This is a genomic window from Rhizobium acaciae (genome assembly GCF_025941625.1).
Classification (GTDB): Bacteria; Pseudomonadota; Alphaproteobacteria; order Rhizobiales; family Rhizobiaceae; genus Rhizobium; species Rhizobium acaciae.
This window is the reverse complement of the sequence record NZ_JAPCZO010000006.1, coordinates 1-26,409: the sequence shown is the minus strand read 5'-3', so window position 1 is coordinate 26,409 and position 26,409 is coordinate 1. Positions and strand designations below refer to the sequence as shown.

The following is a 26,409-nucleotide window of genomic DNA, read 5'->3' as shown; positions in this document are numbered from 1 at the left end:
GCTGAGGCCGTGACGTCAACATGGCGTCGGAAGTTTCACCCAAAGGAGTTGATCGATGTTGGTCCCGAGAACACTGGCCCCCAATTTGACCGCCAAGACTCTTCGGCACGGAGAGTTCGATCTCGCTCATGAAAACCCGTCGCTCATGACGCTCGTGTGCTTCTACCGAGGGCTTCACTGCCCCGTCTGCGGAAATTATCTCAAGGAATTGGAACGGCTGACGCCAGCCTTCGAAGAGCGCGGCGTGCGCACAATTGCCATGAGCTCCGATGGGGAGGACCGCGCCCGGCAAATGGCAGACAAGATCGGTGCTGAACACCTGCGTATCGGCTATGGCCTGCCCTTGAGCGTAGCCCGGCAATGGGGTCTCTATATCTCCGCCTCGCGCGGAAAGACCTCAATCGGCATCGAAGAGCCCGAATTGTTTTCCGAGCCGGCGGTCTTCCTGATCAGGCCGGATCAGACCGTCTATTGGCTCTCGGTGCAATCCATGCCGTTTGCGCGGCCGCCGAGATGGTGCAGGCGTTGGAATTCGTGATCAAGAACGACTATCCGGCAAGAGGCGAATATACGGGTGAGGTTTAAATCCGTTTGATCGAGGTCGGACGCCGAAAGGTTGCCCTGGCTGCTGCTGCCTTGTCCCGGATAACGCAGCCTTCGGCATGATCGTTGATCAAGCCCATCGCCTGCATGAACGCAAAAACGGTGGTGGGGCCGACGAAGGACCAGCCGCGCTTCTTGAGATCTTTCGACATGGCGATGGAGGCGGCCGAGACCGACGCCGTCTGTGGAGGCGAAAGCTCGGACGCCTTCGGCTCGAAGCGCCAGACATAGGCCGCGAGCGATCCTTCCTGCTTCACCAGTTCCTGGGCATGCCGCGCATTGTTGACCACCGCGGCGATTTTTCCTCGGTGGCGCACGATGCCAGGGTCCTGCAGGAGACGTTCGATGTCGGCATCCATGAACCGCGCGATACAGTCGAAATCGAAGCCGAGAAAGGCAGACCGAAAATTCTCCCGCTTGGCCAAAATCGTGCGCCAGCTCAAACCGGATTGAAAGCCTTCCAGGCAAAGCTTTTCGAATAGGCGGTGGTCATCGTCGACGGGAAAGCCCCACTCGCTGTCATGGTAGGGCATGAATTCCGGAGCGGCAGCACACCAACGGCAGCGCGGCCGCCCGTCCGGGCCCGGGATCGTCGCGCTCATACCTCAAACCTTGAGAAAAGCCAGGCGGTCATCTGTGCGGCCGGGTGCGATTTCGAGGATGTTGACGGTGACGACATCCTCCACAACAAAGGGGTCTTGCTGAACGCGTGTTTCCAGATCGGCGCGGGAGGTATTGTGGGCAAGAACCGCTCCGCCTGCGCTTGGCTGAATGCTTCCGCTCAGCAGGAAAATGCCCTCGTCGAAGCCTCGCTTGAGCCAGGCGTTGTGCCCTTCCATCAAAGCAGGCGCTTTCGCCTTGTTGGCGGAGAATTTGAGTGTGACGACGAACATAGGTGGACCTCAGGAATTCTGCACTGAAACGATTTCTATGGGTGATGACGTGGGTTGCTGCGCTGCCAGCCACTGGCACATGTCTTCAACCTCACGGCGCACGAACGCCTCATCGCCAAACGCGGTCGCGAGCGCGGCCACACCTTGGCTGCGCATGAGAACGTGCATGGCGAGCTCATCGGCGCCGGTGTCGTGGCCAATGTCTCTAAACTGGCGCGACAGCCAGTCGCGGAACAAGGTGAATATCTCGGTCGCTCTGTTCTTGGCAATATGATCGAGCTTTGCGAGTTCACTGCAAAGCGTGCCGACTGGGCAGCCATGCGCCATGATCTTTGTCTGGTTCATGATCAGAATTTGGATGAAGCTATGGATTCGATCGGTCGGGGTTTTCGCCTCGATCTGCCACGCATCGAACATCGCCTGGGTCTTGGAAAGGCGGAGGGCGATCACTCCTTCGAGAATCTCGTCCTTGGTCTTGAAGTGATAGTAGAAGTTCCCGCGCGAAAGCCCCACGACCGCCGCGATGTCAGCGAAGGACGTCGCCTCGAAACCTCGCTCGTAGAAGAGCTTGTCAGCTGCTTCAACAATCTGCTGTCGCGTAGTTGTGGCGACCAAATTCTGGCTCCTCTGAATGCGCTTGCCGAAAGCGCGTTCACTTCATTAGGACGATTGACCTAGGTGCTAGGACATTTGACCTACCAAAATCAAGTGTCTTCTTAGGTTGGAATGAAAAGTTGCGGGAGGCCGCTATTGAACGGCTTAGAGGGTCTGGCTGCCGCCCGCGAAAAAAACGCGACGTGGTTGAAACAGCCGCAGTTGAACGCGAGCGACTAAAGTGGCTGTGCTTGTTCTGCCCCCGGGTTATGCTATGCCGGTGGCGTCGGCCGGTTATGTTGCCTGCCGTGACGGCTGTCAAACGCATGCTTCAATGACTTAAATTGCCTTCTACATCGTGTGGTTTTAACCTTGGATCTCGCTCCGAGAACACGCCTTGCGAATGTCTCCATGTTAGGCGATTGAGATTGACCGTTCCGCGATGAGACCGCTCGAGTTAATCTCGGCGCAGTTTCAAGAAGGTATCGACTGCGATCCTGCCCCCGCCGTACACCACAAGGGCCAGCGCCATGGCCGCCCAGGGAAGATGGAAATTGGCCCAGCCGTCCGGGATGGTGAGTTGGATTACGGCGGTCATGACCAGCAGTCCAAGCGCCGCATAGCGCGTGAAAAGGCCGAACACCAGCAGGACAGGCAGAACGAGTTCGGCAACCCCTGAAGCCGCCGCCATCACCAGCGGCATGGGGTAGGGGATTTGACTGCCGAAGATATGCAGCCTGAATTCCTGTTCGAACAGATATCTGGCGCCTGTCGAAAGGGTCAGGAATCCGTCCCACTTCGTCAGCCCGGATTTGAAGAACGGGATTGCCAGGCCGATGCGCAACGCCAGAAGCGGTAGCGACTGCGGAATGGAGGCCAACAGGCATTCGGCGTGACGGTGAAGCGAGGTGAGCGCGCCACCGAGGTTGCGCGTTGAAGCAAGTTCTGTTGTCATGGACGTTCCCCTTCGACAGGTTCAATGGTGCAGAATGCGCCAAGGCCGATCAGGCCGATCAAGGCCGATCCGAAATCGAAATCGGGCGCGGCGTCGAATGCCGTCTGCGCCGCTTCGCCGAGGGTGGCCCCCTCAAGCAGACGGGCCGCGAATACGGCGTCCGCCGACGGAAGGACCCTGATCTCGACATGCATGGCTGGCCGCACGACTAGCGCCGCTTCGGCCCGCCAATCGGTGACCGGCGCCACGGTCTCGCCCCGGTGGGCGCTCCAGATGGAACCGGCCGGATAGTCCGACAGCACCAGCCGTGCCGAAGGATGCGGGACGAGCGCCATGTTTGCGATATGCTCGGGTGGAACGGCGGAGAGTTGGGCGACATCGAGCGGCGCTCTATCTGCCGCGTGATAGGCCTCAGTCCAGGCGACCTCGATCCGCGCCACATCGGCCAGATAGCCGAGACACGCTGCAGGGGGAAAGGCTGCGATGAAATCGGGGAAATCATCGCCATAATGCATGATCAGGGGTGACGCAGGCTTGTGATCGGCGGCATAGGCACGGGCCATACCTGCAAAAAAATCGGAGCCGACCAGCCGTTTCGTCACCGGGAAACGGTGACTAAGTGCCGTCGTCAACCCGACATAGACATTGTTGCGGTACACGGCGAAGCGCACCGGATCAGCTACGCCGCGAGCGGTGGCGATGCCTTGCGGAAGCGGCTGGCCCGGATGGAGCAGGGCTGCTGCAAAGGCGCGCTGGCTTTCGTTGAAAGCCATGGTCATGCCGCCCGGTTGGCGCGGCGTTTCTCGGCCGCAACGTTCAACATAGCATCGGTGCGGACGGCCTCCGCCTGAAGGGTGGCAAAGTCAGGGACGTCGTTGTCCCATTCGATCAATGTCGGCAAGGCACCGCTGCGCGACAGCGTGTGCCGGTAAAGCTCCACCACATCCGACCTGACGGCGCTGCCATGGGCATCGATCAGCAACCGGTCTCCGACGCCATCGACAGTCTCGTCATAACCGGCAAGGTGGATTTCACCCACTAGCTCGACCGGGAAGCGGTCTATATAGGCGACCGGATCAAGCCGATGGTTGACCGCTGAAACCATGACATTGTTCACGTCGAGCAGCAGTCCGCATCCGGTTCGGCTGGCGATTTCGGCCAGGAAATCCACCTCGTCGATGGTGCTTTCAGCGAACAACAGGTAGGTCGACGGATTTTCGAGCAACATTTTCCGGCCAAGCCATTGCTGGGTCTCATCGATATGGTCGATGACGCGCGACAAGGTTTCAGCCGTATAAGGCAGGGGCAGAAGATCGTTGAGGAAGCCGGTGTCGTGGGTCGACCATGCCAGATGCTCCGAAAAGCTCTGCGGCCGGTAACGATCGATGAGGGTGCGAAGCCGCTTCAGATGCTCCTTGTCGAGATCGCGTGCCGCGCCGATCGACAAGCCGACGCCATGAAACGAAAGTGGGTACACATCCGCGACGGCTTCGAGATAATGGTGCGGCGGGCCGCCTGCACCCATATAGTTTTCAGCATGGACTTCGAAAAAGCCGACATCTGGCCTGGTGGCAAGAATGGTCTCGTAATGCTCGGGCTTGAGGCCGACGCCAGCGCGTTGCGGCAAGGCGATGGCACGGGCTGCTGAAACGGTCATTGCTGTTCTCCCGGTCGTTGGATGAGGCGGAGGCCCGGCCAAACCGGGCCTCCGGTCGGAATTCAACCCTTCATGGGCTCCAGCATGCCTTTATGGCCATTGACATTCATCGAGGTGCAGGTGCCGGCCGGGACAGCCTTCCAGGCATTGCCCTGGTAGTCCGTGGTCGAGGTGCCTGCGCAGGTGGTGCCAGCGCCGGCAGCGCAATCGTTCTGGCCCTTCAGTGCGATGCCATAGCACTTCTCGTTGCCGACCATTTTCTCCGGCGCCAGCGGCGCTGCGAAGGAAACGGATGCGATTGCCGATGCGAGCGAACCTGCGAGGGCGAGGGTGAGCGCGGAACGGTTCATGGATGATCTCCTCTTTGATATCCGCAGGCCGTTGATCGGCTGCGTGTATCTGTATTCGTTTGGACAGCCCTGATGTTACGGTCCGCCGAGAACACGAGTTCGTGATCGCCTTTTTCTTCTTCATTGGACAATAAATCGGGCGCCGCGTAACAATTTACCCAGTCCGCACGAATCGGAAACATGGGTTTGAGCGGCCAGGACGAAGAAGAGCTCGCCATGTTGCTGCAGGCTGCGATTGGTTTTCTGAGGCGAACTGGAGCTATCGTGCGTGGCTTCGCGCGACGCAAAATCGTGGACGGTAACCTCGATCCGGAGGACATCGTACAGGATACGCTTCTGGCGATACACACGAAGCGCCATACATGGGTGAGCGATGCGCCCGTCTTGCCCTGGATCTATGCGATCGCGCGCTTCAAGCTGATCGATGCCTTTCGCAAGCGCGGGCGTCGCGTGGAGATCGAAATCAGCGATATCATCGAGACCGTCGCCCAGCAGGAGACGGAGACGGTGAGCGACCGCGAGATGCGTCGGGTGATCGACGGACTGGCGCCGGGCCAGCGTTCGGTGGTCGCGGCAATTTCGATCGAGGGTCATTCGATCGGAGAGACGGCCACATCGCCGGCAGCAAAGATATGCGGTGAGAGAGAGAGATCGCAGCATGTCATCGACACGAAGGCAGCCGCTTGCGTCAAATTCGAGACCAAGAGGCGGCGCCTCCAATACCAGCCATTGCTCGCGCAAGGTGGAGCTGATGATCGCTTCCACTTCGGCCGAAAGCCGCGAGCGCCCGGTTTCGGGGGTGCGCGGCAGCAACGCCGTTACCGTTCGCGCAGTGCGATAGCGTGCGAGATTGTAGCCTTGGCGGGTGGTCAGGCGCGCTGTGAGAGGGCTTGGCCTCCAGGAGTCGAAACGGTTTCCGCCGCCGACACTTTCAGGCGTCAGGTATCGTGTGGTGCCTGGCGTCTACTCTGAAACGCTTCTTGATCCTATCGACGGGCGTCCCGTCCTGAAGTGGAACCTGGACCAGCCGGTCATAGGTCTCGAAGCCCATTTTTGCGTAATAGCCAAGGCCGCTGACATTGTCGGCCCGAATGGTCGCATTGATGAATTCGAGCCCGAGTTCTTCCGCTGCAGCTCGGGTTGCGGGGAAGAGAGCACTGCCGACGCCTGGGGTTCTTGGGTTCAGGCGGGCAAAGGTCGCGATGTCGGCGAAGCCTTTCGGCGGGTTGCCGTATAAGCTGAGCGATTGAAAGCCGACAAGCGACTGGTCGTGCTCGGCAACATGGCAGGTCAGAGGAAACTCGCCGTCGATGAACCAGTCCGCGAACTCGGCAACCGAAAGCGGCGTCTCGAGCGCGGTCGTTCCGCCGGCTCGGATGATCTCGTTCAGGAGACTGCTCAGTTCCTCCGCATCGGCGGAGACGGCTCTTCGAATATGCATGTCTTGGCTACCTCGTTTGGGAGGCACAGCCTATCGGCGAGATCAGAGATTACAAGTCGCCAATTGGCTGCGAAGACGAGGAATCATCAAGAACTCCTCATGCCGTCACATTCCGGTTCCGCGTTCGACGGACCTGCTGACGCGCCTTGTTCAGGCGTTCAGGCGCTGCTGCGTCTGCCGGTCGAAGAAGTGAATCTTGGCGGTTTCGAAAGAAAGCTTCACCGGCTGTTCCGGTACCAGATCGACACGTTCGCGGACGACCCATGTCAGCTCCCTGCCTTCGAGCTCCACGGCGACATGGGTTTCCGATCCCGTGGGTTCGACCACCTTGACCACGGCATCCACACCGTTTTCGCCACCGAAGGTGATATCTTCGGGACGAATACCCAGCGTCAGCGGTCTGTTGGCGGCATTGGCTGGAGCCCGCGAAAGCGCTACGCGTGACCCACCCGGCAGCGACAATGCCGGGTTGCCTGCGCCCTCAAGGGTTCCCTCGAGAAAGTTCATCGCGGGGGAGCCGAGGAAGCCGGCGACAAAGATATTGCGCGGTCGGTCATAGAGCTCGAGCGGACTGCCGATCTGTTCGACGCGGCCGCCGTGGAGCACGACGATCTTGTCAGCCATGGTCATGGCCTCGATCTGGTCGTGGGTGACGTAAACGATCGTGGTCTTCAGGCGCTGGTGCAGAGCCTTGATCTCCGCCCTCATCTTCACCCGCAGTTTCGCATCCAGATTGGAGAGCGGCTCGTCGAAGAGAAAGACTTTCGGATCGCGGACGATGGCCCGGCCCATGGCGACGCGCTGTCGCTGTCCGCCCGACAGCTGCGCCGGCTTTCGATCGAGAAGCGGCTGCAATCCGAGAATTGCTGCAGCCTCACCGACCTTCTGTTCGATTTCAGGCCGCTTGACACCGGCAAGCTCGAGCGCAAATCCCATGTTCTGGGAGACCGTCATCTGCGGGTACAAAGCATAGTTCTGGAAGACCATCGCGATATCGCGATCCTTCGGCTGCAGATTGTTCACGACCCGGCCGTCAATGCTGATTTGACCGGCGGTGATATCCTCGAGCCCGGCAATCATGCGCAGCAATGTCGACTTGCCGCAGCCGGAGGGGCCGACGAGAATGGTAAATTCGCCGTCGGCGATCTCGACGTCGACACCATGAATGATATCGACCGTGCCGAAGGATTTCTTGACGTTTCTGATGCTCAAGCCAGACATTTCGTACCCCTTGTCATCTTCTAGCGCTTCCTGCGCACGCGCAGCGCCTGGTACGGCTTGCGCAGAATTTTCACGCCGAAGGCCGCGTCCGGCTTGCCGCCGCGCACGACCGAGCCATGGCGCGTCGGATGCGGAACGGGCGCCGCCACCTTCTCGACCGGCGTGATCGTCATCTCCCAGGTGTCGATGAGATCGACATCATAGTCGTCGCCGTCGACCGGCAGGCCCGTGGACCAGATCACCGGCTGATGCTCGCCGAAATAGATTAGGCGGAAATCGCCGTCGCCGTCGCGGGCGCCCGACACGCGGGACCAGGGCCATTCGCCGATGATGCCCAGCGGCTCGAGGCCGTGCCTGACATCGGCTTCCAGGAGGTCGCGGAGGAAGGCGATGCGCTTCCACGCTTCGCCGCGCAGTTCTCCGCCTTTGGCCCACCAGATCAGATCCTCCGGATGGGAATAGGTTTCGCCGTGGCCGGCATAGCCGCCGCGCGCCATCGTGATCCAGAAGCGATGCACGAGTTCCTGCGCGTTGAGATTGCCCCATGACTGCAGGATGTCGCCCTCATATTCCGGCTCGTCGTTGACGACAGGCTTGCCATAGGCATCGCGCCATTCCTGGGTCCGCTTGACGTCGGGGTTCTGAATGCAGGTGTGCGTGACCCACGGCTTGCGATGATCGAAATTCGCCGTCACGTCGCCATTATGGATGGAGCGCAGGTGCTGGTAGGGGTCGTTCTCTTCCAGGATGTGGAAGTAACGATCCCACTGCTCCATCGGCTTCGTATCGATGAGGAAATCATATTCATTGGCAAGCGACCACCAGACGTTCCGGTAGGCGGCGAGACGAGCGGCCAGATATTCGACATAGCGAAAATCCTGTTCGGCCGACATGTCGGCATAGCCCCACCGGTCATAGGGATGGAAGATGATGATATCGGCTTCGATCCCCAATTCGCAGAGCGCTGCGACCTGCTTTTCGAAGTGCTGGAACGAGGCGGGGTTCGGACGGTCGAAGTCTTCCCTTCCGTCCGCCCCGCGTTCGAAGCAGGCGTGCAGCGGCTCGTTGACGTTGTAGGGATAGTCCTTCGGAAACACGCCCATCCGCATCTTGTTGAAGCGGGCCTTCTTGAGGGTTTCGAGCGTCTGCTTCTGCATGTCGAGCGGCTGGTGCGTCCAGGCATAGCAGGTCGTGCCGAAGGATAGGAAGGGGGTGCCGTCGGCATAGGCGAAGTGGAATTTGTTGCGTACGCGCACCGGGCCGTGATTGCCGGCCGAAGGCTTGGTCGCGGTCAGTGCGCCGGTCTTGCCGTCGAGTGCGGCGGTCCTGGAACGCGTTAGAAACGACCATTCGCCCTCGCTATCCGGCATGAAGCGGATGCGGTAGGTGCCGTTGCCGTCATAAAAGCCCGGCACGCGAACTTCGCGGCTCTTGTGGGTGAATACGGCATCGAATGCCACGTCGAGATAGGGATTTCCGTCGGCGGGTCCATCAAAGGAGGCCTCGAACACGCCCCATTTTTCGACTGTTGCATCAGACATAGAATATTCTCCTCGTGAATGCTTTTGTGGTCGCTAGCCTTTGACGGCACCTGACGTGAGGCCGGAGACGAAGTAACGCTGGAAGATGAGATAGACGATCGTCGCCGGCAGGACGGTCATCACGATGGCCGCATTGAGCTGGCCGTAATTGCTCGAGAACTGCCCCTGAAACGACATCAGGCCGAGCGGTAAGGTCCACATGTGCTGATCCTGGAGCAGCACCAGCGCCATGGCGAATTCGTTCCAGGTGGAGACGAAGTCGAGGATGAGCAGTGCGGCGAGCACGGGCAGGCACACCGGCAGAAAGATCCGTCTGAAGATGATGAAGTGGCTGGCACCGTCGATCAGTGCTGCTTCCGACAGCTCCTTGGGAATGCTCTTGAAGAAGCCGTGCAGGATGAAAACCTGATAGGGAACGCCGAAGGCGATATAGGGAAGGATGACGCCGGGGTAGGTGTCGATCAGGCCGAGTGAATTCACCAGGGTAAAGAGCGGCGCAAGCATCACCTGGAAGGGGATCATCGTGCCGAACACGACGAGAAGCAGCAGGGCCTTGGTGATCTTCAGCTTGATCTTGGCCAGGGCATAGGCGGCCATCGCCGAAAGGAACAGCCCGAGCGGCACCTTGATGACGGTGATGATGACGCTGTTGAAGAAGGAGTTTGCGAAGTTGCCGCGGCTCCATGCGGCACTGTAGTTTTCGAAAGCGAGTTCGGTTGGCGGCACGAAGGCGCCCGTACCCGTGACCGCCGCCGGCGTCTTCAAGGAGGTGAAGACGATGAAGACGAATGGCGCGACCCAGACGAGCGCCACGATGACAAGCGTGATCCAGAGGCCGATCAGAATCGGATCCCGCTTCATCGACGATGGTTCGACCTGCAGATGCACTGCGGTCTGGTCGGTCGGCACTGCTGTCACGCTTCAACCTCCTCGTGCTTCTGGGTCCATTTGAGATAAGGAATGACGACGGCCATGGTGATCAGCAGCAGCACGACCGAAATCGCCGCGCCTCGTCCGAAATCGAAGATCTGCATCGCCTGCGTGAACGCCCAGAGCGCCAGCATCTGGGTGGACTGCGCCGGTCCGCCACCCGTCAGACCGTAGACGATGTCGAAAGCCTTCAGGGAGGAGATGACAGACAGAACGAGAACGATCGTGATCGTCGGGCGCAAGGCCGGCAATGTCACATGCTTGAACACCTTCCAGCGGCCGGCGCCATCGATGCGCGCTGCCTCAACAAGCGTCTGAGAGACATTCTGCAGGCCCGCCAGGAACAGGACCATCGAGAAGCCGACCGTCTGCCAGAGATAGGCGACGAAGACCGAATAAAGGGCGATATCCCGGTTGCCCAGCCAGTCATTGATCCAGCCCTGCATGCCCCACGAGGTGAGCAACTGGCTGAAAAGGCCGAAGAACGGATCGTACATCCACTTCCACATGGTGGCCACGGCGATCGGCGCGATGATGACAGGCAGATAGAAGACGGCCCTGAGGCCATTTCGGCCGAATATCTTCTGGTTGAGACTAAGCGCCAGCAGCAGTCCGACCATCGGCGGAAAGATCAGGCTCATCAAGGTCCAGATCACAGTATTGCGGAAGGCCACCCAGAAGACCGGATCTTTGGTGAAAATTGCCTGGTAGTTCGCAATCCCCACGAATTGTCGATTGGGATCGAGCCCGTTCCATTTCTGAAAGCTCAGGATCACGACGTTGAGCATCGGGTAGAGCGCGAAGACCGCGTAAATCGCCAGCGCCGGCACGAGCAGGATGAGCGCTTGTACGCGCGGATCATGTGTCGATTGTCGAAGTGACATGCTTTCCTCCTGGCAGTGAAGCGGCTGCCAGCTGATGAAAGAATGTGCCGGTCGATCGACAGCTGGGTCGATCGACTGGCACCTCGGGAGGAATCAGGTTCGGCTTGCGATGAAGCTCTGCAGCTGCTTGGCGGCATCGGCCGGCTCGGTGTTGCCGGAAGCAACATCGTTGATGACCCGGAAGTACTCCGTCGTGACGTCGAGCGGGAACGCCTGATCGCCGTTCATGTATACTTTGCCGTATTTCTGGAAGATCCCCAGCCATTCCGCCTCGAGCGGCTTCTGGTTGGCATATTGTACGTTCTTGTTGACGGAGGTCGAACTCAGCTGGCCGAGCAGGTCCTGCTGGACTTTCGTCGAGAGGAAATAGTCGAGGAACTTCGCCGCTATGTCAGGATTTTTGCTCTTGGTGCTGATGTAGTTGTACTCGGCGAAACCGTAGAGACGATCGGTGTTGGTGGGGAAGGGGAAAATCCCGTAGTCGTCGAGATTGGCGCCGGAGCCGTTAAGCTGGCTGACCAGCCAGTCGCCTTCGAGCATCATCGCTGCACGGCCTGCGGTGAAGAGGCTGTAGGACTGTTTGTTGTCGATGCCCATGAATGGCTGCAGCGTATAGTCCTTCGTCCACTTCGCAAACTCCGCGAAGGATTCCGTCGCGCAGGGTTCCTTGGTCCAGTCCAGCGTCATCGCCTTCAGCGCATCGTGTTTTTCAGCACCGCACTTCGTTTCAAGGATGACGTCCATAAGGCGCATGACGTGCCAGTTGACCGTGCCGCCGAAGGTGAAGGCAGGGATGCCTGCGGCCTTCAGCTTATCGGCCGCGGCAAGGAATTCCTCGTAGGTCTTCGGCTCTTCCTTGATGCCGGCCTGTTCGAAAAGCTTCTTGTTGTAGTAGACGGCCTCACCCTTGAAGGTGAAGGGGACGCCGTGCTTGCCGCCGGGATAAAGGTCGGCAAAAGCCGCTGCCGAGGGCAGCAATTCGTCGCTCCATTTATACTCGGCATAGTATTTGTCGAGGGGCAGGGACAGACCGGCCTTCACATATTCACCACCGAGACCGAGGCCCGCCCAGCTGAAGTAAATGTCAGGTCCCTTATCGGAGCCCGCAGCGACACGCAGGGCGGTCTTGTGCTCGTCGACGGCGCGCTGAACGATCTCGACATGTGTTCCGGGGTTTGCCGCTTCGAAGTCCGTCGCCACCTTTTTCAGAGCCGTGTTGGCAGCATTGTTGTCGAAGTTGAGGGTCCAAAGCGTGATGTCTTCCGCAAGAACCGGCGTGGCCGATAGCGACGCCACGGCGATCGCCACGATGCTCGCAGTCTTCAATTTCGCAGAAAGGGTCAGCATTACCGTCCTCCTCTTGTAAAGCCGGGCCCCTTGTTGCAGATAGTCATCGACATGTCAACTGGTATGACGAGCTAACCATTACGACGTTGAGTAAATTTGGCCATCGCGGCGATGATGATGACCGCGGACGCGGCGCCGGGATCGATGTGCCCGATCACGCGGTCCCCCAATCGCGAAGCCCGTCCCTTGGCCGCCGTCATATTGCCGGTCGCTTCACAGCCTGCCCGCGCTGCCCGCTCCGCTGCCTCGAAGCATTGGGGGAGGGGCTTTCCCGATTGCCGGGCATCGAGTGCCGCGTCAGCCGCGGGCTTCCAGGCGTCAACCATCGTCTTTTCACCGGGTTCGGCCTTTCCGCGTTCCTGGATTCCCTGCGCCATCGCGGCGAAGACACGCAGGAAGTCGTCGTCGCTCAATGTCTGCTTGTCTTTGGCGGCCGCTCCGGCGAGCATGAAGGCCGTGGCATATAGCGGGCCGGACGAAGCGCCGACCGCATTCAGGAATGCCTTTGCCGCGACATTGAATGCGGTTGTCGGGGCAATCCCGGCGTCAAGCTCGCCGACCGCTTTCGCGGCGGCCTGGCAGCCCGCATCCATGGCAAGGCCGTGATCTCCATCGCCGATGGCACCGTCCAGCTCGCAAAGATGATCTCGTTCCGCCGCGATATCCTCTGCAATCCCGGCAAACATGCGCTGCAGGTCTTCGGTCGTAAACGTCATCGATTACCTCGCAAACATCGCGCAATCACAGGGGTGGTCGATCAATCGCTGAAGCTCATCGTCGAGATGCATGATCGTGATCGACGCGCCGGCCATTTCGAGCGAGGTGCAGTAATTCCCGACGAGCGACGTATGGAGGATGAGCCCGGCATCGTCGAGCCGGGACTTCACGCGCCGCATCATGATGTAGAGTTCCATCATCGGGGTCGACCCCAGCGAATTGACGAGCACGGCGACACGATCGCCCCGATCTGCTTTCATTTCGCGAAGAATGCTGTCCATAAGTTCGTCGGTCACGGCGTCAGCCGGCCTCAGCGGCTCGCGCGCCACGCCCGGCTCGCCATGGATGCCCATTCCGATCTCCATCTCGCCTTCGCCGATCAGGAAGTTCGGCCGGAGGGTCTGGGGCAGCGAACAGGGGGAAAGCGCGACACCCATCGTATAGGTTCGCGCATTGGCATGGCGGGCCGTGCGCTCGACATCCTCAAAGGAATAGAGAAGATCGCATGCCGCACCGGCAGCCTTGAAGATGAAGACGTTGCCCGCCACGCCTCGTCGCTTGTCCCGCTGATCGGCAGGGGCGGACGCTACATCATCCGTGGTGAGGACGGTGCGTACCTCGATCTCGTCAAGCGCAAGCATCTCGGCAGCCATGTCGAAGTTCATCGCGTCGCCGGCATAATTGCCATACATGAACAGGACACCGGCGCCGCCGTCGACCGCCATGGCGCAGGCGATGATCGGATCGGGCGGTGGCGACGCGAAGACGTTGCCGATTGCGGCCGCGTCCGCCAGCCCCTTGCCGACAAACCCCAGAAATGTCGGTTCGTGCCCGGATCCGCCGCCGATGACCAAGCCGACCTTGCCCTTGCGCGGCCCGTTCCTGGCAATGATCGCGCGGGGCATGTCCTCCACGGCGTATAGGTGGCGCGGATGCGCCGCCAACACCCCTTGCAGCATCTCATCGACGGCATCTGCGCCGGCATTGATAAGCTTCTTCGTCTTCATGCTGATCCTCCCAGTGCGAGCTCCGCCTGCATAAATGCGGTTGCACCGCCGAAGGTCAATCCGCCAGCGGGAGGGCTGCGGTCGCAAACGGCGCGAGCAGCAACTCTTTGCCCGCATCTGCCGGCCGGCTTGCGCCGCAATCGACCTTTCGTTCTTCGCCCGTCAGATTGACGACGTGAAGCCTGGCGCCTGCGGCATTCCGTGCAACGAAAGACAGGACCTCGGAGGGCGAGGAGGAGACGCATTCCTGCCAGGATGCGCCAGCCAATCGGGACAATGTCCGCACGGTGTTGAACAGCGGGCGCCGCTCGCCTTGCTCGGTCGGTTCGGCTGGACCGGCGATCAAACCGAACGGGCCTGACAAGGCCGAGAGCGTCAGGCATTCCAGACCGGCATCCAGCACCCGTATCGCGTAACCGAGCGCGAAAGCTTCCGCGAAGCGTCCATTGTGACGCGGGTCGCGATTGGCCATGGGGATGCGTGCGCCCACCGGATTGTCCATCGTGCGGCTGCCATAGGGGTTTTGCCGCATCGGGATCGTCGACGGGCCGATCCGGTAGGGTTTGTCGCCGTAGATCGCACGCACCGACCGCGTGATGAAGGGCAGTGCTTCCAATGTCTGCATGACGCTGAGATCGTCGGCGGCGTGGACGATCGGATTGGTGCAGTGGCTGACGAAGTCGAGCTGTCCATCCGGGACGCGCTTCCGGTTGAGCTCGGTGAAGTAGCTCAGCATGCCGCCGCCAATGCGAATGCCGGGAAAGGCGGCGCGGGCGGCTGTATAGACTTCATCCAGGGGCGGGCAATCCGGCCATGTGCTGCCGGGCGGCGTCGACTGCCGGTCGACGGAAGGCGAGATCATGATCGCATCCGGCTTGAATTCCGCCAGCCGCATCTGGCGGGCAATCTCGGCCGCCTCGCTTGACGGGGACGACCTGCAGGGAAGGGCGATCTCCAGCGTCGAGCGGCCGCGATGGATTGTGGCGATGGCGGCAAACCGCCTGAGCGCTTCGATGCTGTGCCCGGCACCGGGGTCGAAATGGAAAAGGAGCTCCTGGGGAGCGATCTCCGACAGCACGGACTTTGCCGAGAGGGTTGCATCGGCCTCCTCGGGCGTAATGATCACGCCGATATCAGGCATGGTGCCGGTGCGCGCCCCGAGTTCGAGTTTTATGGCGCCGCCCGACATCCCAGGAGGATGCCGTGTCGAACTGCCTGCGTCCCTGATGACCAGCGACGTTTTCTGCCGAACGGGCCGATTGGCAGGAATCTCATACGGCCAGGGAAGAGCGAGCGGTCTGACATAGGTCTTGTAGGATGCGTCCGACCAATTCCTTTGATCTTCCATTTCAAAGGTGTCGCCCTCCATTCGGCACTCCGCCTGAATGTCAGGCATGACCTCGTGGGTGATGGCCCGCATGTCCTTGAACGGCTGCCAGGGCTCGATGAGATCAGGAAACCGTGTCGCCACGATCTGTCCGTCGACATGTTCGACCGTCGCCGGTGAACCCGCCACGCCGACGATCGGATGCAGGATGCAGAAGCCGCAGCGGTTGGTCTCGAAGTCGGTCGGGGCGACGGCTTCGGCCTCGAAGTCGAGCCGGTCCGGGCTTCCGACGATGCGAACATCGATGATGAGCTTCGTATCATCCGGCCCCACGCAGCAGGCCCGATAGGCGACCTCGAAACGATCGTCACTCTGCTCGATCTTGAGATCGACGATCTCGGGGCTGTAAGTGCCCCAATCCCGGTCGCGAACGAGATAGGAAATCGCCCGCAGCACCTCGACCCCACCGTAGCGGATGGTGCGGAGGTTGCCGTTGGCGAGATCGGCTTCCAGTTTTCCGGCTCTCAGGCGAACGGGCGGCGGATCGACGAGGCGAGTGCCGTAGAGCTGGAACGCATTGACCGTCATCGCAGCATCGCTCCGACATCGATCGTCTGTCCCCTGGCCGCACTGTCATAGGCGGCCTCGACGAGCGCGAAAGTTTTCAGATTGTCCGCCCCTGACGTCGAATGTTCGGCGCCGCACTCCAACTGGTCGACCCAATGCTGCTGGATGGCGTAGACGCTCTCCTGGATGTTGTGCCAGGGCCGCGAGGCCCATGACAGCAGCTTCGGCGATACGTCTGTGGTGGTGGTGCCCTTGGCGTTGGTGATTTCGAGGCCGTAACCCTGGGTCAGGCGGATCGTGCCCTCCGAACCGTCGAGCTCGATCAAGGTCTCGGGGAACGGCTCCTTCGAGAGCTTGGTGGCGTAGCTGACGTCGACGACCGACGTGGCGCCGTTTTCATGATCGAGCAGAATGGTCGCGACATCCTCGCCCTTGATTCCGGGATTGACCCGCTTGGTGCGGGCCGTGAGCGAGCGAACGTCGCCGAGGATATAGCGGGCGATATCGAGCGTATGGATGCCGAGATCTTCGATGATGAACCGTTCCCCTTCGGCGAGATAGGGCTGGCCGGAGAAGACGTCGTAAGCCGAACGGAAGGAGAAACGGCCCCAGAAGGGCGTGCCGATGGCATCTGCCTCCAGCGCTTTGCGCACCGCCTGGATCGGCGTCTGCCAGCGAAAATTCTCGTGCACCATCAGCGGGATGCCGGCATTGCGACACGCCTCGACCATCGCCTTCGCGTCCGACAAGGTCTTGGCGAACGGCTTCTGGCAGATGGCCGGCACTTTGTACCGAGCCGCCATTTCGACGAGAAAGCGATGGCTTTGGACTGTTGTGGCAATGTCGACGAAATCAAAGCCGCCATCGGTAAACAAAGCCTCGGCATCGCCATAGCGGCGATCGATGCCGAATTGGTCGCCGACGATCTTCAGCCGCTCCGGATCGCGATCGCAGATCGCGACGATGCCGGCGCCCCGAACGTCGTTCCAGGCATGCATCTGGTTGATCGCAAAGAAGCCGCAACCGATCAAAGCCCCTTTCAATTCCGTCATATCAACCTGCCTTTGCCATCTGCATGAGGGTGACGCGCTGCTGCAGGCGGCGCTGCGCCTGGTCGACCACGACGGCGATGATGATGACCAGGCCCTTGATGACCATCTGCCAGAAGGAGGAGACGCCCATCATCACCAACCCGTCGGAGAGGATGCCGATGACGAAGGCGCCGATGATCGTTCCGCCGATCGTGCCGCGGCCGCCCGACATCGAAGTGCCGCCGAGCACGGCTGCGGCGATCGCATTGAGTTCGAAGCTTTCGCCGGTTGCCGGATGGGCTGCCATCAGCTCGGAGGAGATGACGACGCCGACGATTGCCGCGCAAAGTCCGGAGAACATGTAGACGAAGATCTTCACCACATCGACCCGGATACCGGACATGCGCGCGGCCCGCTCATTGCCGCCGACGGCGAAGATATGACGGCCGATCGGCGTCGAGCGGGCGACATAGGCCGCCAGCAGCGCCAGCACGATCAGGATCCAGATCGACACCGGCAGGCCGAGGATGCGCCCCGCGCCGAAGAAATCGAAGCCGGTCGTGGCATATTCCGGCCGGCCGACAAGGTTCGGAAACGTCTGCCCGTCCGACGACAGCAAAGCGAGACCGCGGGCGATATAGAGTGTGCCGAGTGTGGCGATGAAGGGCGCAACGTTGAGCTTGGTGATCAGCAGGCCGTTGATCAGACCGATGAGCAGGCCGATCGACAGGGTGATCAGCACGATCTCGAAGAGGTTGAAAAAGATCGTGTAGCCGATCGGCAATTCGATGCCGTAAAGGATCAGGCCGCCGGCGACCATGCCGCAAAGCCCGACGATCGATCCGACGGAGAGATCAATGCCGCCGGTGATGATGACGAAGGTCATACCCATCGCCAGGAAGGCGTTCAGTGCCACATGCTTCGACATCAGGATCATGTTCGCCGTCGAGGTGAAGTTCGGGGCGAAGATCGCAAAGAAGATGATGACGGCAAATAGCGCGATGAACGTCCTGAGCTTCATCAGCGTCAGAAGCGCCGAGCCGTTACCGCCCTTCGGCGCAAGAGTGGTTGATGTAGCCGTCATCATGACGCGAGTTTCCCTTGATGTCCGTGTCCCTTGGCCGAAGCCGCGATAATGGCTTCTTCCGTGGCCTCGTTGCGGTCGAAGACGGCGACCAGCTGGCCGTTGCTCAAGACCGCGATGCGATCGGAAAGCGCCATGACCTCCTCGAGGTCGGAAGTCGAAAACAGAATGGCGAGCCCGCTTGCCGCCAGCCGCCGCATGGTGCGAAAGACGTCGGCCTTGGCGCCGACATCGATGCCTCGGCTCGGCTCGTCCATCAGAAGCACTTTCGGATTGGTCATCAACGCCTTACCGATGACGACCTTCTGCTGATTGCCGCCGGACATCGAGGTCACCTCGAAATCCGGGTTCGGCGCCTTGATCGACAGATCGCGGATCGCATCGCGAATGGCATTCTTCTCCGCACCCCTGTTGATATGGAAGAGCCGGGTGAAGCGGCCAAGGCTCGCCAGCGTCAAGTTGGAGGCGATCGAGAGCACCTGGACCAGACCTTCCCGCTGCCGGTCTTCCGGAATGAGCGCAAGGCCGCGGCGGATGCGCCGGGTGGTGTCGCGGGCGCGAACATGCTTGCCGTCGATGAAGATCTTGCCGGTCGAGTGTGTGTGCCGGCCGATCACGCATTCAAAGAATTCGCTGCGCCCAGCACCCATCAGGCCGTAGATGCCGAGGATTTCGCCGGCCTTGACCGATAGGGAGACATCGTTGACCGAAAGCCCGCCCGTCGGCCGCGGCAGGCTGATGTTTTCGGCGCGAAAGACCTCGGCTCCGACGGTGTGGTCCACGGACTTTGCAAAATCCTTGGCATCCGAGCCGATCATGGAACGCACGATCCAGCGCGTGTCGATATCGCGGACCATCGCTTCACCGGTGACCTGACCGTCACGCAGCACGGTAATGTAGTCGCCGATCCGCATCAGCTCTTCGAGCCGGTGCGAGATATAGACGATTGCCACACCCTGGGCCTTCAGCTCCGCGATCACCTTGAACAGGATCTCGACTTCGGCCGCCGAAAGCGCCGAGGTCGGCTCGTCCATGATCAGGATACGGGCATTCAACGACATCGCCTTGGCGATCTCGACGAGCTGCTGCTGGCCGATCGGCAAGTCCTCGACCATCGTATCCGCCTCGATCCCGGCATCCAGACGCTTCAGAAACGCATTGGCCTTTTGAACCTGCGCCTTGTGATCGATGCCGAGGATGCCGCGGGTGATCTCACGCCTGGCGAAGATGTTCTCGGCGACCGACATGTTGGCGAAGAGATTGAGCTCCTGGAAGATCATGCCGATGCCATTCGCCTGCGCATCTGCGGGACTATCGAAGGATATGGGCTTGCCGTCCAGGATGATGCGGCCGAGCGTCGGACGCTCGACACCGGCGATGATCTTCATCAGCGTCGACTTGCCTGCACCGTTTTCGCCGACGAGGACGTTCACCGCGCCGCGGCGAAGCTCGAGATTGGCGCGCTTGACGGCGACGATGCCCGAATAGACCTTCGACACGTCGTCGAGGCGCAGGATGATGTCGTCCTTTTTTGCCTCTGCTGTGGTCATGGGCCGACCTTCAGTTCCGAAGGTGTTATGAGCGGCAGCTCGCCGCTCTTCGGCAGCGGAAAGGCGCCGATCGCGGTCACCGTCTTGCCGGCGAGGCCCTCACGCGGGATGGCGGAGAGAAAGGTGGTATTGGCCTTCTCGTTGAAGGCTTTGCCGAACTGCGCCCACTCGATCTGGTTCTTGAATTCGTTGAAATTGACGAACTCCAACGTGTCGCGCAGCGCCGTGCCGCGCAGCGCCGGTCCGATCTGCACCTTGGCGTCGGCCTTGCCGTCGCCATCGGCGTCGACATCGAGCGTTGCCGCGCGCGACGCTGTATCGGCCGCGACAACCTTGCCGGTGATCTTCACCGCATAGGTCCAGGGCGAGCTGCTCTGCTTGCGGGGATTGCCGTATTTCTCGCCTGCGGCGTCGGGGCTGGAGGTGGCCAGTTGCATGACGTCCTTGAGGTCGCCGGCGCGCTTTTCGAAATAGGGCACTGCCTCGGACTGCCAGATCGCCTCGACCTTTGCATTCGGGTCGAAGGCGGTCTTGGCCGCTGCCGCCGCCTTTTCCTCAGCCGTCGGCGTCTTGATGATCTTGCAACCGGGCAAGGCGGCCGCCACGACGGCAGCGAGCAGGGCGCCCTTCATTCTCAACATGCTTTAAACCTCGACGTCTTGCAAAATGCATTGCGGAGGGCGCAGCGCTGCGCCCTCCGCAATTCGCGGCCGATCAGTTCGTCAGGGCGAAGGTTTCGAGCTTGCCGGCATTGTCGGCGTTGATGAGAACGCAATCCATCAACTGCTTCTCTTCCTTTGGCGTCGTCTTGTTCTTGATGTATGCGTCTGCCTGTTCTACCGCCAACTGAGCCTGCGCATAGGCGGGCTGCAGAACCGTTGCCTTGATGCCGCCCGACTTGATGGAGTCGCGCACGTCGTTGGAACCGTCGAAGCCGACGACGATCACGTCCTTGCGGCCGGCCGCCTGCAGCGCAGCGATGGCGCCCATGGCCATCGTGTCGTTGCCTGAGATGACGCCCTTGATGTCGGGATTTGCCTGGAGGATGGTTTCCATCTTCGAATAGGCTTCCGTCTGGCTCCAGTTGGCCGACTGCTTGGCGACGGACTTCAGGTCCGGATAGTCGTCGATGACATCATGATAGCCCTGCGAGCGGATGCCGGCATTGGTGTCGGACTCCTTGCCCACCAGCTCGACGTAATTGCCCTTCTCGCCCATCAGCTTGACGAATTCCTGCGCCCCGAGCTGGGCGCCCTGATAGTTGTTCGAGACGATCTGGGCGACGGCAACGCCCGTCGCGTTGATTTCGCGGTCGATCAGGAAGGAGGGGATGCCTGCATCCTTCGCCTTCTTGACGGCCGCGACGGAGGCGTCGGCTCCGGCATTGTCGAGGATGATCGCCTTGGCGCCGCGCCCGATCGCCGTGTCGATCATTTCGGACTGCTTGTTGGCGTCGTCGTCATGCGTCATGAGCAGCGTCTCGTAGCCGAGCTCCTTCGCCTTGGCTTCGGCGCCGACGGCTTCGGCCTTGAAGAAGGGATTGTCATGCGCCGGCGTGATGATGGCGATAAGATCGGCCGAAAAGGCCGGAAGAGCCGTTCCAAGCGCCAGTGCGCCGGCAAAAGCTGCAAGTGTCAGTCTGCGCGTCAGTTTCATTTTTTCCTCCCTGTTGTGAATGAAGCCCCTTCTCCCTGGGGCGGCTAGACCCCGTCTCCCCGGGGCAGTTGAGGGGGAGGACTTGCCTCCCCAGGCCGGTTCAGGTGATGCGCCGGATGCTTTCGGCGATCTCCTGCGGTTCGAATACCTTTTTCCAGTCGTCGCGCATCAGCGCCGGGATGCCGAACTCGATCGCCTTGTTGCAGGCATCCGAGAACACGCCGTCGACTTCCTTAAAGATGACCGCGCCGAGAACGTTCATATGGCCGAGCAAGAAGTCGCGGGCGGCCTGTTCCGGCACGCCGCGTGCCACGCATTCGTCCATGGCCTGTCGCATCACGACGAGCAGCGATGCGCAGACGGTTTCCGACAAGCCCGGTTCGAGCATCGCAAGCTGGTCGACCGTGACCCGGTGCGAGCGCATGACCGGGGCCCAGATCAGCTTGGCGATTTCCTCACCGAGCGCATAGGCGCTTTCCGGACCCTGCATCAGTGCGGAAACGATATGCTGCTTGGCGAAGAGGCCGCCGAAGTGGTCCTTTTTCGCCTGCATGTCCGTCTCGTCATTGAAGATCGGCGGATGGCAGGGATGGGTGACGAAGTAAGTAAGATCATCACGCTTCGGCAGGTGGCCGGCAAAGGGAGCCGCAGCGTCCAGCGCGATCACCATGGTGCCTGAAGTGAGCTTGTCGACGATGCCTGCCGCGACTTTGCCGATTGCCGTGTCCGGCACGGCAAGGATCACCACCTCAGCGCCGTCGAGCCCGATATCGACGGGCACGCAATCGACACCGAGATCGTTCTTCAAACGGGTCTTGCCTGCGTCGCTCACCTCGATATGGCGGACCTCGAAACGCGAGCCTTTGAGATTTTTGGCAAGCCGGTATCCCATTTTCCCGCCTGCGCCGAAGAGGGCAATCTTAGTCATGTTTCCTCACCTTTTCCGTTTCTGGATAGGATCATATACTGGTATGACGAGTCAATCACCATATCACTTAATTCATATGATCCACACGTTTTTCTGCGCCAAGCCGGATCGGGGAAACCATCAGTGTTTCCTTCCATCGCGGATCTGCGTGAAATACCCGTCAGTTCCGACCTGGCCGCCTTTGAGGGCGATCTGCAGGCCGTTCGTCGGCTGATAGTCGCCATGCGCAAGGCAAAGCGGAGAACCCGGCGTCTGGGGCAGCGGCAGAAGCGTCGTCAGCGCGTCGATCTTCAACTGCCTGAGTGCATGACTTGATGTGTCGCCGCCGGCGACGACCGCACGCGAAAGCCTTTCGTTCTCGATCAGGCGGCGCAAGATCGTGCCGAGCGCGCTCCCGAGCCGGTGACGAGCGCCTGGAAGCCTGTCTATGTCGGCGCCGCGGTCTGCGGACGGTCCAAGCGCGGTATACAGGATGACGCTCTTGCCTTGCCTGAGCTGCTGCGTTCCAGCCTCCACCGCAGCATTTACCGCGCCTTCGCCATGCTCCGAGACCAGTGCAAGCGGATCGAGCGCGATACTCTCGAAGCCGTTCTCGACAGCCGTCCGGATCTGGCGCTCGGTCGTCGGCGATACGCTGCCCGACACGACGGCGAGGCGGTCGACCGGGCCGACATCAGGAAACTCGGCGCCGCTGTTGCCGATGAAACCGCTCCTCCGCCAAGCGCTGAGCAGGGCATATTCGACCCCCGAGGAGCCGGCGACAAAACTTCCGGGGCGGCCGGTGACACGAAGCAGCTGTCGGCCCGCGGCCTCCTGCGTCGCCTCGGAATCGACATCGATCAGCAGGATTCCTTCCGAACCCGACGCCAGTTCGTCGACACGCGCATCGGCGTCTGTCGCGGTGATGGCGACGAGATCAGCGACCAGGACGGGAAGGCGGGTCTGCTTCGACAGGTGAACGGCAAGGTCCGCCTCGTCCATCGGGGTTACCGGATGGCGGCTCATGACGGGATGGCGGTCGATGCGAAAGATCCGGCCCTGGTAAGCGGCAAAGAGGTTGCCGAATGCCGTGTAGCGTTTCAATTGCGGCGCGCCGACAATGACGGGCACGACGGATTGCCCGAACACCGATCGGCCGATTTCGATCGCCTTGCCGATATTGCCGATTTCGGCGCTGGAATCGAAGGTCGAGCAGACCTTGTAGTGGCAGATGTCAGCGCCGAGCGAATTCAGCCATTCAAAAGCGCGCGTGAGGTGCTCTCCCATCCATGCGGGCGTCTCGCTGCGGCTTGTCCCGGCAATGCCGATTGCGCGGCAATCCCCAAAGCGCGCAAGCAGTTCCGGCGTCGGAACGTCGAGGAAGAGCACGGTCGACACGCCGTTCGAAGCCAATGCCTCCATGACATCGGTGGAGCCGGTGAAGTCATCCCCGTAATAGCTGACGAGAGGTCCACCCATCGCGGTCACGCGCCCTTGCCGTCGCTGAATTTTGCAATCGAAGCGGCGAGCTCCGGATGATCTTTCGCGTAGATCTCCAACGGGATGTCTGCGACGGCTGCCTGCCAGGCCTGCTGCACGGCCCGAACGCCGGCCGCCGGGCCGCCGGGGTGGCTGACGATGCCGCCGCCGCAGAGATAGAGAAGATCGACGGTCCGGCCGGTCCGGTGATAAGTCTCAGGCGCCTGTCCTCCCCACTGGCCCGAACCGGCAACCGGAAGCGGGCAATCGGAGGCGTCGAAGAGCGGCGTGCTGACGGCCTTGAAGGACGAGACGAAACTGTCGTCCGGCTCCCAATATTTGACCCTGATACCGTTGATCTGAAACTGATCGACCCCCAGCAGCCGCCAGAACTGCTGGTAGACCTTGAAATCTATGCCGGCGCCGGGGTCGCGCGTCAGCACGTCCCAACCGTTTCGATGCGCGTGCAGCACCAGATTGGAGCGCTTGCGCAGAAAGCTCATGCCGCCGAAGCCGATCGAGTTGATGTTGACGACGGCGCAGTTGCCGCCGGCCTTGGCGACGATGTCGTGGTTGCGCATCATCTCGTCGGGGTCGGCATGCGAGATGCCGAAGGCATACATCACCTTCTTGCCGGTCTTCTGCTCGTGATCGAGAATGCGCGGCATGATCGCCGCAACGCGGTCCTTGAGCGGCGAATAGGCCGGGCTCATCAGTTTTTCGTCATCCTTGATGAAGTCGACGCCGGATGAGATCAACTCGCCGACCAGTTCCGCCGTTTCGTGCGGCCTGAGACCGAGCGCCGGCTTGACGATCGTTCCGATGATGGGTCGGCCTTCGACGCCGGTGAGTCGGCGGCTTCCAGGGATGCCGAACTGCGGTCCGGGATGCGCGCTTTTGAAGGCGTCGGGCAGCATCATGTCGACGATGCGGATGCCGGTCATGCCCTTGATGGAGTAGACGCCGCCGATCGCAATGGTCATCAATGCCGAAAGGTCGGTGCCGATCGCATCCAGCGGAAAGGCAATTTCGACATCGGCGCGATGTAGCACCGTGCCGGGAGCGATCTCGGGCCAGGTCGGATGACGCGCATCTTCGAGCGGACGGATCGCCAGGACGCGGGCGGCGACACGCGATTTCAGCTCTTCGGTTTCACCGGGAACAGGCACGAAAGTACCGGTCGACTGGTCGCTCGCGATCTTTTCCGCCATTGCCTCGACGCTGCCGGGCGTTTCGATACGGTAGGTCAGGGTAATTATCATGAAACGGATGGTTGCTCCTCTGGCCCGGCAGATTGCCATGGCGTCAACTCGTGATCTGGTATAATGAGTATTCCAACTCATGAAAAGTAGAATCTTCGGATCCGCAAATTTTCGCCGACAGCTTTGTTCTCGACCCGGAAACTGTTAGGAGGAAACATTTTGAGCCAGCGAGATGTGATGACCCAGCCCCTCGAACAAATCGTCCGCCGGAAACTCTCTGACGAAGTGTTTGATCGACTTGAGCGAATGATTACCTCGGGCGAGCTTCAGCCCGGCGACGAAATGCCCTCCGAGCGCGTGCTGATGGAACGCTTCGGCGTCGGCCGGCCGGCGATCAGGGAGGCCATGCAGTCCCTTGCCAATAAAGGTCTTGTCAGCATTTCGCATGGCGAGCGGGCGAAGGTCCTCAGGCTGACGGCAAAATCGATATTCCGCCAGGTCGATCTCACCGCCAAGATCATGCTGTCGCAATCGTCGGACTCGCTGGAATACCTTAAGAGCGCCCGCATCTTCTTCGAGCGGGGCATGGCGCGCGAGGCCGCGCAGCGCGCCTCTGCAAGCGATATCGCCGATCTCAGGAACATTATCGAACGCCAGCGAATGTCGCTCGGGCGGGCCGAGGAGTTCATCGACGCCGACATGGAATTCCACACCCGCATCGCGCAGATATCAGGCAACCCGATCTATGTCGCCGTCAGCGAAGCCATGCTTGCCTGGCTGAAGGAATATCACACCGAGATGCTGATCTGGACCGGCAAGGAAAAATTCACGCTCGCCGAACACGACGAGATCGTCGACCGCCTTGAAGCAAACGACGTCGATGGCTCGGAAACGGCGCTCCTCAAGCATCTCGAGCGGTCGCGAGCGCTCTACGCGAAATAAACGCCGGTTCCCGTTGCGACTAATGCCTGCTCGTTCTGCTGCTTAACACCTCGCCTCTCCATCGTGCGATGGCTTTCGGGCGAGGCACTGCATTTGTCGGCCACAACGGAACAATGGACCAAGAACGAGGTTCTGAGTGGGTCAAGCATGCAAAAGATCCCAAGGAGGACATCACTATGCGTATGAAACTCGTAGCAGCTTCGCTTTTCGCTATCGGCATGGCCACATCCGCCTTCGCCCAATCCAATCCGGCACCGGCCGGCGCCACCATCGATAAGAACCAGGCCGACCAGGGTGGCGGCGCAGCCAGCGACACGAAGACCAAGAAGCCGATGGCAACGGATACCACCACGACGGGATCCACGATCAGCGGCACAATGAAGATGGACAAGACCAAGTGCCCCAACCCGGTCAATAACTCTGCCAATCTTCAGACGCAGGGCGGCACAAGCAACGCCACGCCGATGGACGAAGCCTGCGCGGCACATAACAACTGATCGACCCCTTCTCAAAAACCCCGCTTC

The 26,409-nt window shown here is 60.7% G+C and carries 26 protein-coding genes and 2 pseudogenes; 4 read left to right on the top strand and 24 right to left on the bottom strand.

Features of this window, described 5'->3' with window-relative positions:
* The first annotated feature begins 55 nt into the window (after window positions 1–55).
* Window positions 56–585, top strand: a pseudogene (locus OLZ32_RS11205) (peroxiredoxin-like family protein).
* Here OLZ32_RS11205 and OLZ32_RS11200 read toward each other — a convergent pair.
* The 7 genes from OLZ32_RS11200 to OLZ32_RS11170 form a co-directional block, all read right to left on the bottom strand.
* Entirely contained in the window at window positions 582–1,205 is a 624-nt protein-coding gene (locus OLZ32_RS11200; protein ID WP_264396032.1) for a DNA-3-methyladenine glycosylase I, read from the bottom strand. The pseudogene OLZ32_RS11205 and the gene OLZ32_RS11200 sit on opposite strands and share 4 nt — an antisense overlap.
* Window positions 1,206–1,208: 3 nt before the next feature.
* Entirely contained in the window at window positions 1,209–1,496 is a 288-nt protein-coding gene (locus tag OLZ32_RS11195) for a YciI family protein (RefSeq protein WP_003550439.1), read from the bottom strand.
* A gap of 9 nt (window positions 1,497–1,505) precedes the next feature.
* On the bottom strand, window positions 1,506–2,111 hold the full coding sequence (locus OLZ32_RS11190) for a TetR/AcrR family transcriptional regulator (protein WP_264396029.1): 606 nt from the start codon (window positions 2,109–2,111) through the stop codon (window positions 1,506–1,508).
* Between the two features lie 436 nt (window positions 2,112–2,547).
* Window positions 2,548–3,045, bottom strand: a complete 498-nt coding sequence (locus OLZ32_RS11185) for a DoxX family protein (RefSeq protein ID WP_264396027.1) — start codon at window positions 3,043–3,045, stop codon at window positions 2,548–2,550.
* Window positions 3,042–3,824, bottom strand: coding sequence for an HvfC/BufC N-terminal domain-containing protein (locus OLZ32_RS11180; RefSeq protein ID WP_264396025.1), 783 nt, complete (start codon window positions 3,822–3,824; stop codon window positions 3,042–3,044). The genes OLZ32_RS11185 and OLZ32_RS11180 overlap by 4 nt, the downstream gene beginning before the upstream one ends.
* Window positions 3,821–4,702, bottom strand: coding sequence for an MNIO family bufferin maturase (bufB, locus tag OLZ32_RS11175; protein WP_264396023.1), 882 nt, complete (start codon window positions 4,700–4,702; stop codon window positions 3,821–3,823). The genes OLZ32_RS11180 and bufB overlap by 4 nt, the downstream gene beginning before the upstream one ends.
* A 62-nt stretch (window positions 4,703–4,764) precedes the next feature.
* Window positions 4,765–5,052: a BufA1 family periplasmic bufferin-type metallophore gene (locus OLZ32_RS11170; RefSeq protein WP_003550431.1), complete on the bottom strand. Its 288-nt coding sequence runs from the start codon at window positions 5,050–5,052 to the stop codon at window positions 4,765–4,767.
* Between the two features lie 186 nt (window positions 5,053–5,238).
* Between OLZ32_RS11170 and OLZ32_RS11165 the strand changes: the two are divergent.
* Window positions 5,239–5,664 (top strand): annotated as a pseudogene (locus tag OLZ32_RS11165) (sigma factor); the annotation flags it as partial.
* A gap of 319 nt (window positions 5,665–5,983) precedes the next feature.
* On the opposite strand, the gene OLZ32_RS11155 reads toward OLZ32_RS11165, so the two are convergent.
* The 17 genes from OLZ32_RS11155 to oiaX all read right to left on the bottom strand — a co-directional run bounded on the left by OLZ32_RS11155 (window position 5,984) and on the right by oiaX (window position 25,042).
* Window positions 5,984–6,493: a GNAT family N-acetyltransferase gene (locus OLZ32_RS11155; protein WP_264396021.1), complete on the bottom strand. Its 510-nt coding sequence runs from the start codon at window positions 6,491–6,493 to the stop codon at window positions 5,984–5,986.
* Between the two features lie 150 nt (window positions 6,494–6,643).
* Window positions 6,644–7,714, bottom strand: a complete 1,071-nt coding sequence (locus tag OLZ32_RS11150) for an ABC transporter ATP-binding protein (RefSeq protein ID WP_003550428.1) — start codon at window positions 7,712–7,714, stop codon at window positions 6,644–6,646.
* A 20-nt stretch (window positions 7,715–7,734) separates the two neighbouring features.
* Entirely contained in the window at window positions 7,735–9,255 is a 1,521-nt protein-coding gene (locus tag OLZ32_RS11145; RefSeq protein ID WP_264396018.1) for a DUF5060 domain-containing protein, read from the bottom strand.
* 33 nt (window positions 9,256–9,288) lie between these two features.
* On the bottom strand, window positions 9,289–10,173 hold the full coding sequence (locus OLZ32_RS11140) for a carbohydrate ABC transporter permease (RefSeq protein WP_012755221.1): 885 nt from the start codon (window positions 10,171–10,173) through the stop codon (window positions 9,289–9,291).
* Window positions 10,170–11,069, bottom strand: coding sequence for a carbohydrate ABC transporter permease (locus tag OLZ32_RS11135; protein WP_264396013.1), 900 nt, complete (start codon window positions 11,067–11,069; stop codon window positions 10,170–10,172). The genes OLZ32_RS11140 and OLZ32_RS11135 overlap by 4 nt, the downstream gene beginning before the upstream one ends.
* A 93-nt stretch (window positions 11,070–11,162) precedes the next feature.
* Window positions 11,163–12,416: an ABC transporter substrate-binding protein gene (locus OLZ32_RS11130; RefSeq protein ID WP_264396010.1), complete on the bottom strand. Its 1,254-nt coding sequence runs from the start codon at window positions 12,414–12,416 to the stop codon at window positions 11,163–11,165.
* Window positions 12,417–12,487: 71 nt separating this feature from the next.
* A complete protein-coding gene (dhaL, locus tag OLZ32_RS11125; protein WP_264396008.1) occupies window positions 12,488–13,132 on the bottom strand; it encodes a dihydroxyacetone kinase subunit DhaL in 645 nt (214 codons plus the stop codon).
* Window positions 13,133–13,135: 3 nt separating this feature from the next.
* Entirely contained in the window at window positions 13,136–14,140 is a 1,005-nt protein-coding gene (locus tag OLZ32_RS11120) for a dihydroxyacetone kinase subunit DhaK (protein ID WP_264396006.1), read from the bottom strand.
* Window positions 14,141–14,195: 55 nt separating this feature from the next.
* Complete coding sequence (apnL, locus tag OLZ32_RS11115) at window positions 14,196–16,055, bottom strand: D-apionate lactonase (RefSeq protein ID WP_264421141.1); 1,860 nt, start codon at window positions 16,053–16,055, stop codon at window positions 14,196–14,198.
* Window positions 16,052–17,086 carry a Gfo/Idh/MocA family protein gene (locus tag OLZ32_RS11110; RefSeq protein WP_264396002.1) on the bottom strand — a complete coding sequence of 345 codons (1,035 nt, stop codon included), beginning with the start codon at window positions 17,084–17,086 and terminating at the stop codon, window positions 16,052–16,054. The genes apnL and OLZ32_RS11110 overlap by 4 nt, the downstream gene beginning before the upstream one ends.
* 1 nt (window position 17,087) lies before the next feature.
* Window positions 17,088–18,152 (bottom strand): ABC transporter permease, encoded by a 1,065-nt coding sequence (locus OLZ32_RS11105; RefSeq protein ID WP_003550410.1) that lies wholly within the window; start codon window positions 18,150–18,152, stop codon window positions 17,088–17,090.
* A complete protein-coding gene (locus OLZ32_RS11100; RefSeq protein WP_264396000.1) occupies window positions 18,149–19,699 on the bottom strand; it encodes a sugar ABC transporter ATP-binding protein in 1,551 nt (516 codons plus the stop codon). The genes OLZ32_RS11105 and OLZ32_RS11100 overlap by 4 nt, the downstream gene beginning before the upstream one ends.
* The gene (locus OLZ32_RS11095; protein ID WP_113545438.1) at window positions 19,696–20,340 is read right to left on the bottom strand and encodes a DUF2291 family protein; all 645 of its coding nucleotides are present in this window, start codon (window positions 20,338–20,340) and stop codon (window positions 19,696–19,698) included. The genes OLZ32_RS11100 and OLZ32_RS11095 overlap by 4 nt, the downstream gene beginning before the upstream one ends.
* A 73-nt stretch (window positions 20,341–20,413) precedes the next feature.
* A complete protein-coding gene (locus tag OLZ32_RS11090; protein ID WP_003550404.1) occupies window positions 20,414–21,355 on the bottom strand; it encodes a D-ribose ABC transporter substrate-binding protein in 942 nt (313 codons plus the stop codon).
* A gap of 100 nt (window positions 21,356–21,455) precedes the next feature.
* Window positions 21,456–22,283 (bottom strand): phosphogluconate dehydrogenase C-terminal domain-containing protein, encoded by an 828-nt coding sequence (locus OLZ32_RS11085; protein WP_003562289.1) that lies wholly within the window; start codon window positions 22,281–22,283, stop codon window positions 21,456–21,458.
* A 120-nt stretch (window positions 22,284–22,403) separates the two neighbouring features.
* Entirely contained in the window at window positions 22,404–23,741 is a 1,338-nt protein-coding gene (locus tag OLZ32_RS11080; protein ID WP_264421139.1) for a four-carbon acid sugar kinase family protein, read from the bottom strand.
* Between the two features lie 5 nt (window positions 23,742–23,746).
* Window positions 23,747–25,042, bottom strand: a complete 1,296-nt coding sequence (gene oiaX / locus OLZ32_RS11075) for a 3-oxo-isoapionate-4-phosphate decarboxylase OiaX (protein WP_264421137.1) — start codon at window positions 25,040–25,042, stop codon at window positions 23,747–23,749.
* A 138-nt stretch (window positions 25,043–25,180) separates the two neighbouring features.
* On the opposite strand from oiaX, the gene OLZ32_RS11070 reads away from it, so the two are divergent.
* Window positions 25,181–25,885: a transcriptional regulator NanR gene (locus tag OLZ32_RS11070; protein ID WP_018068270.1), complete on the top strand. Its 705-nt coding sequence runs from the start codon at window positions 25,181–25,183 to the stop codon at window positions 25,883–25,885.
* A 176-nt stretch (window positions 25,886–26,061) separates the two neighbouring features.
* A complete protein-coding gene (locus OLZ32_RS11065; RefSeq protein WP_264421132.1) occupies window positions 26,062–26,382 on the top strand; it encodes a hypothetical protein in 321 nt (106 codons plus the stop codon).
* The last annotated feature ends 27 nt before the right edge of the window (window positions 26,383–26,409 follow it).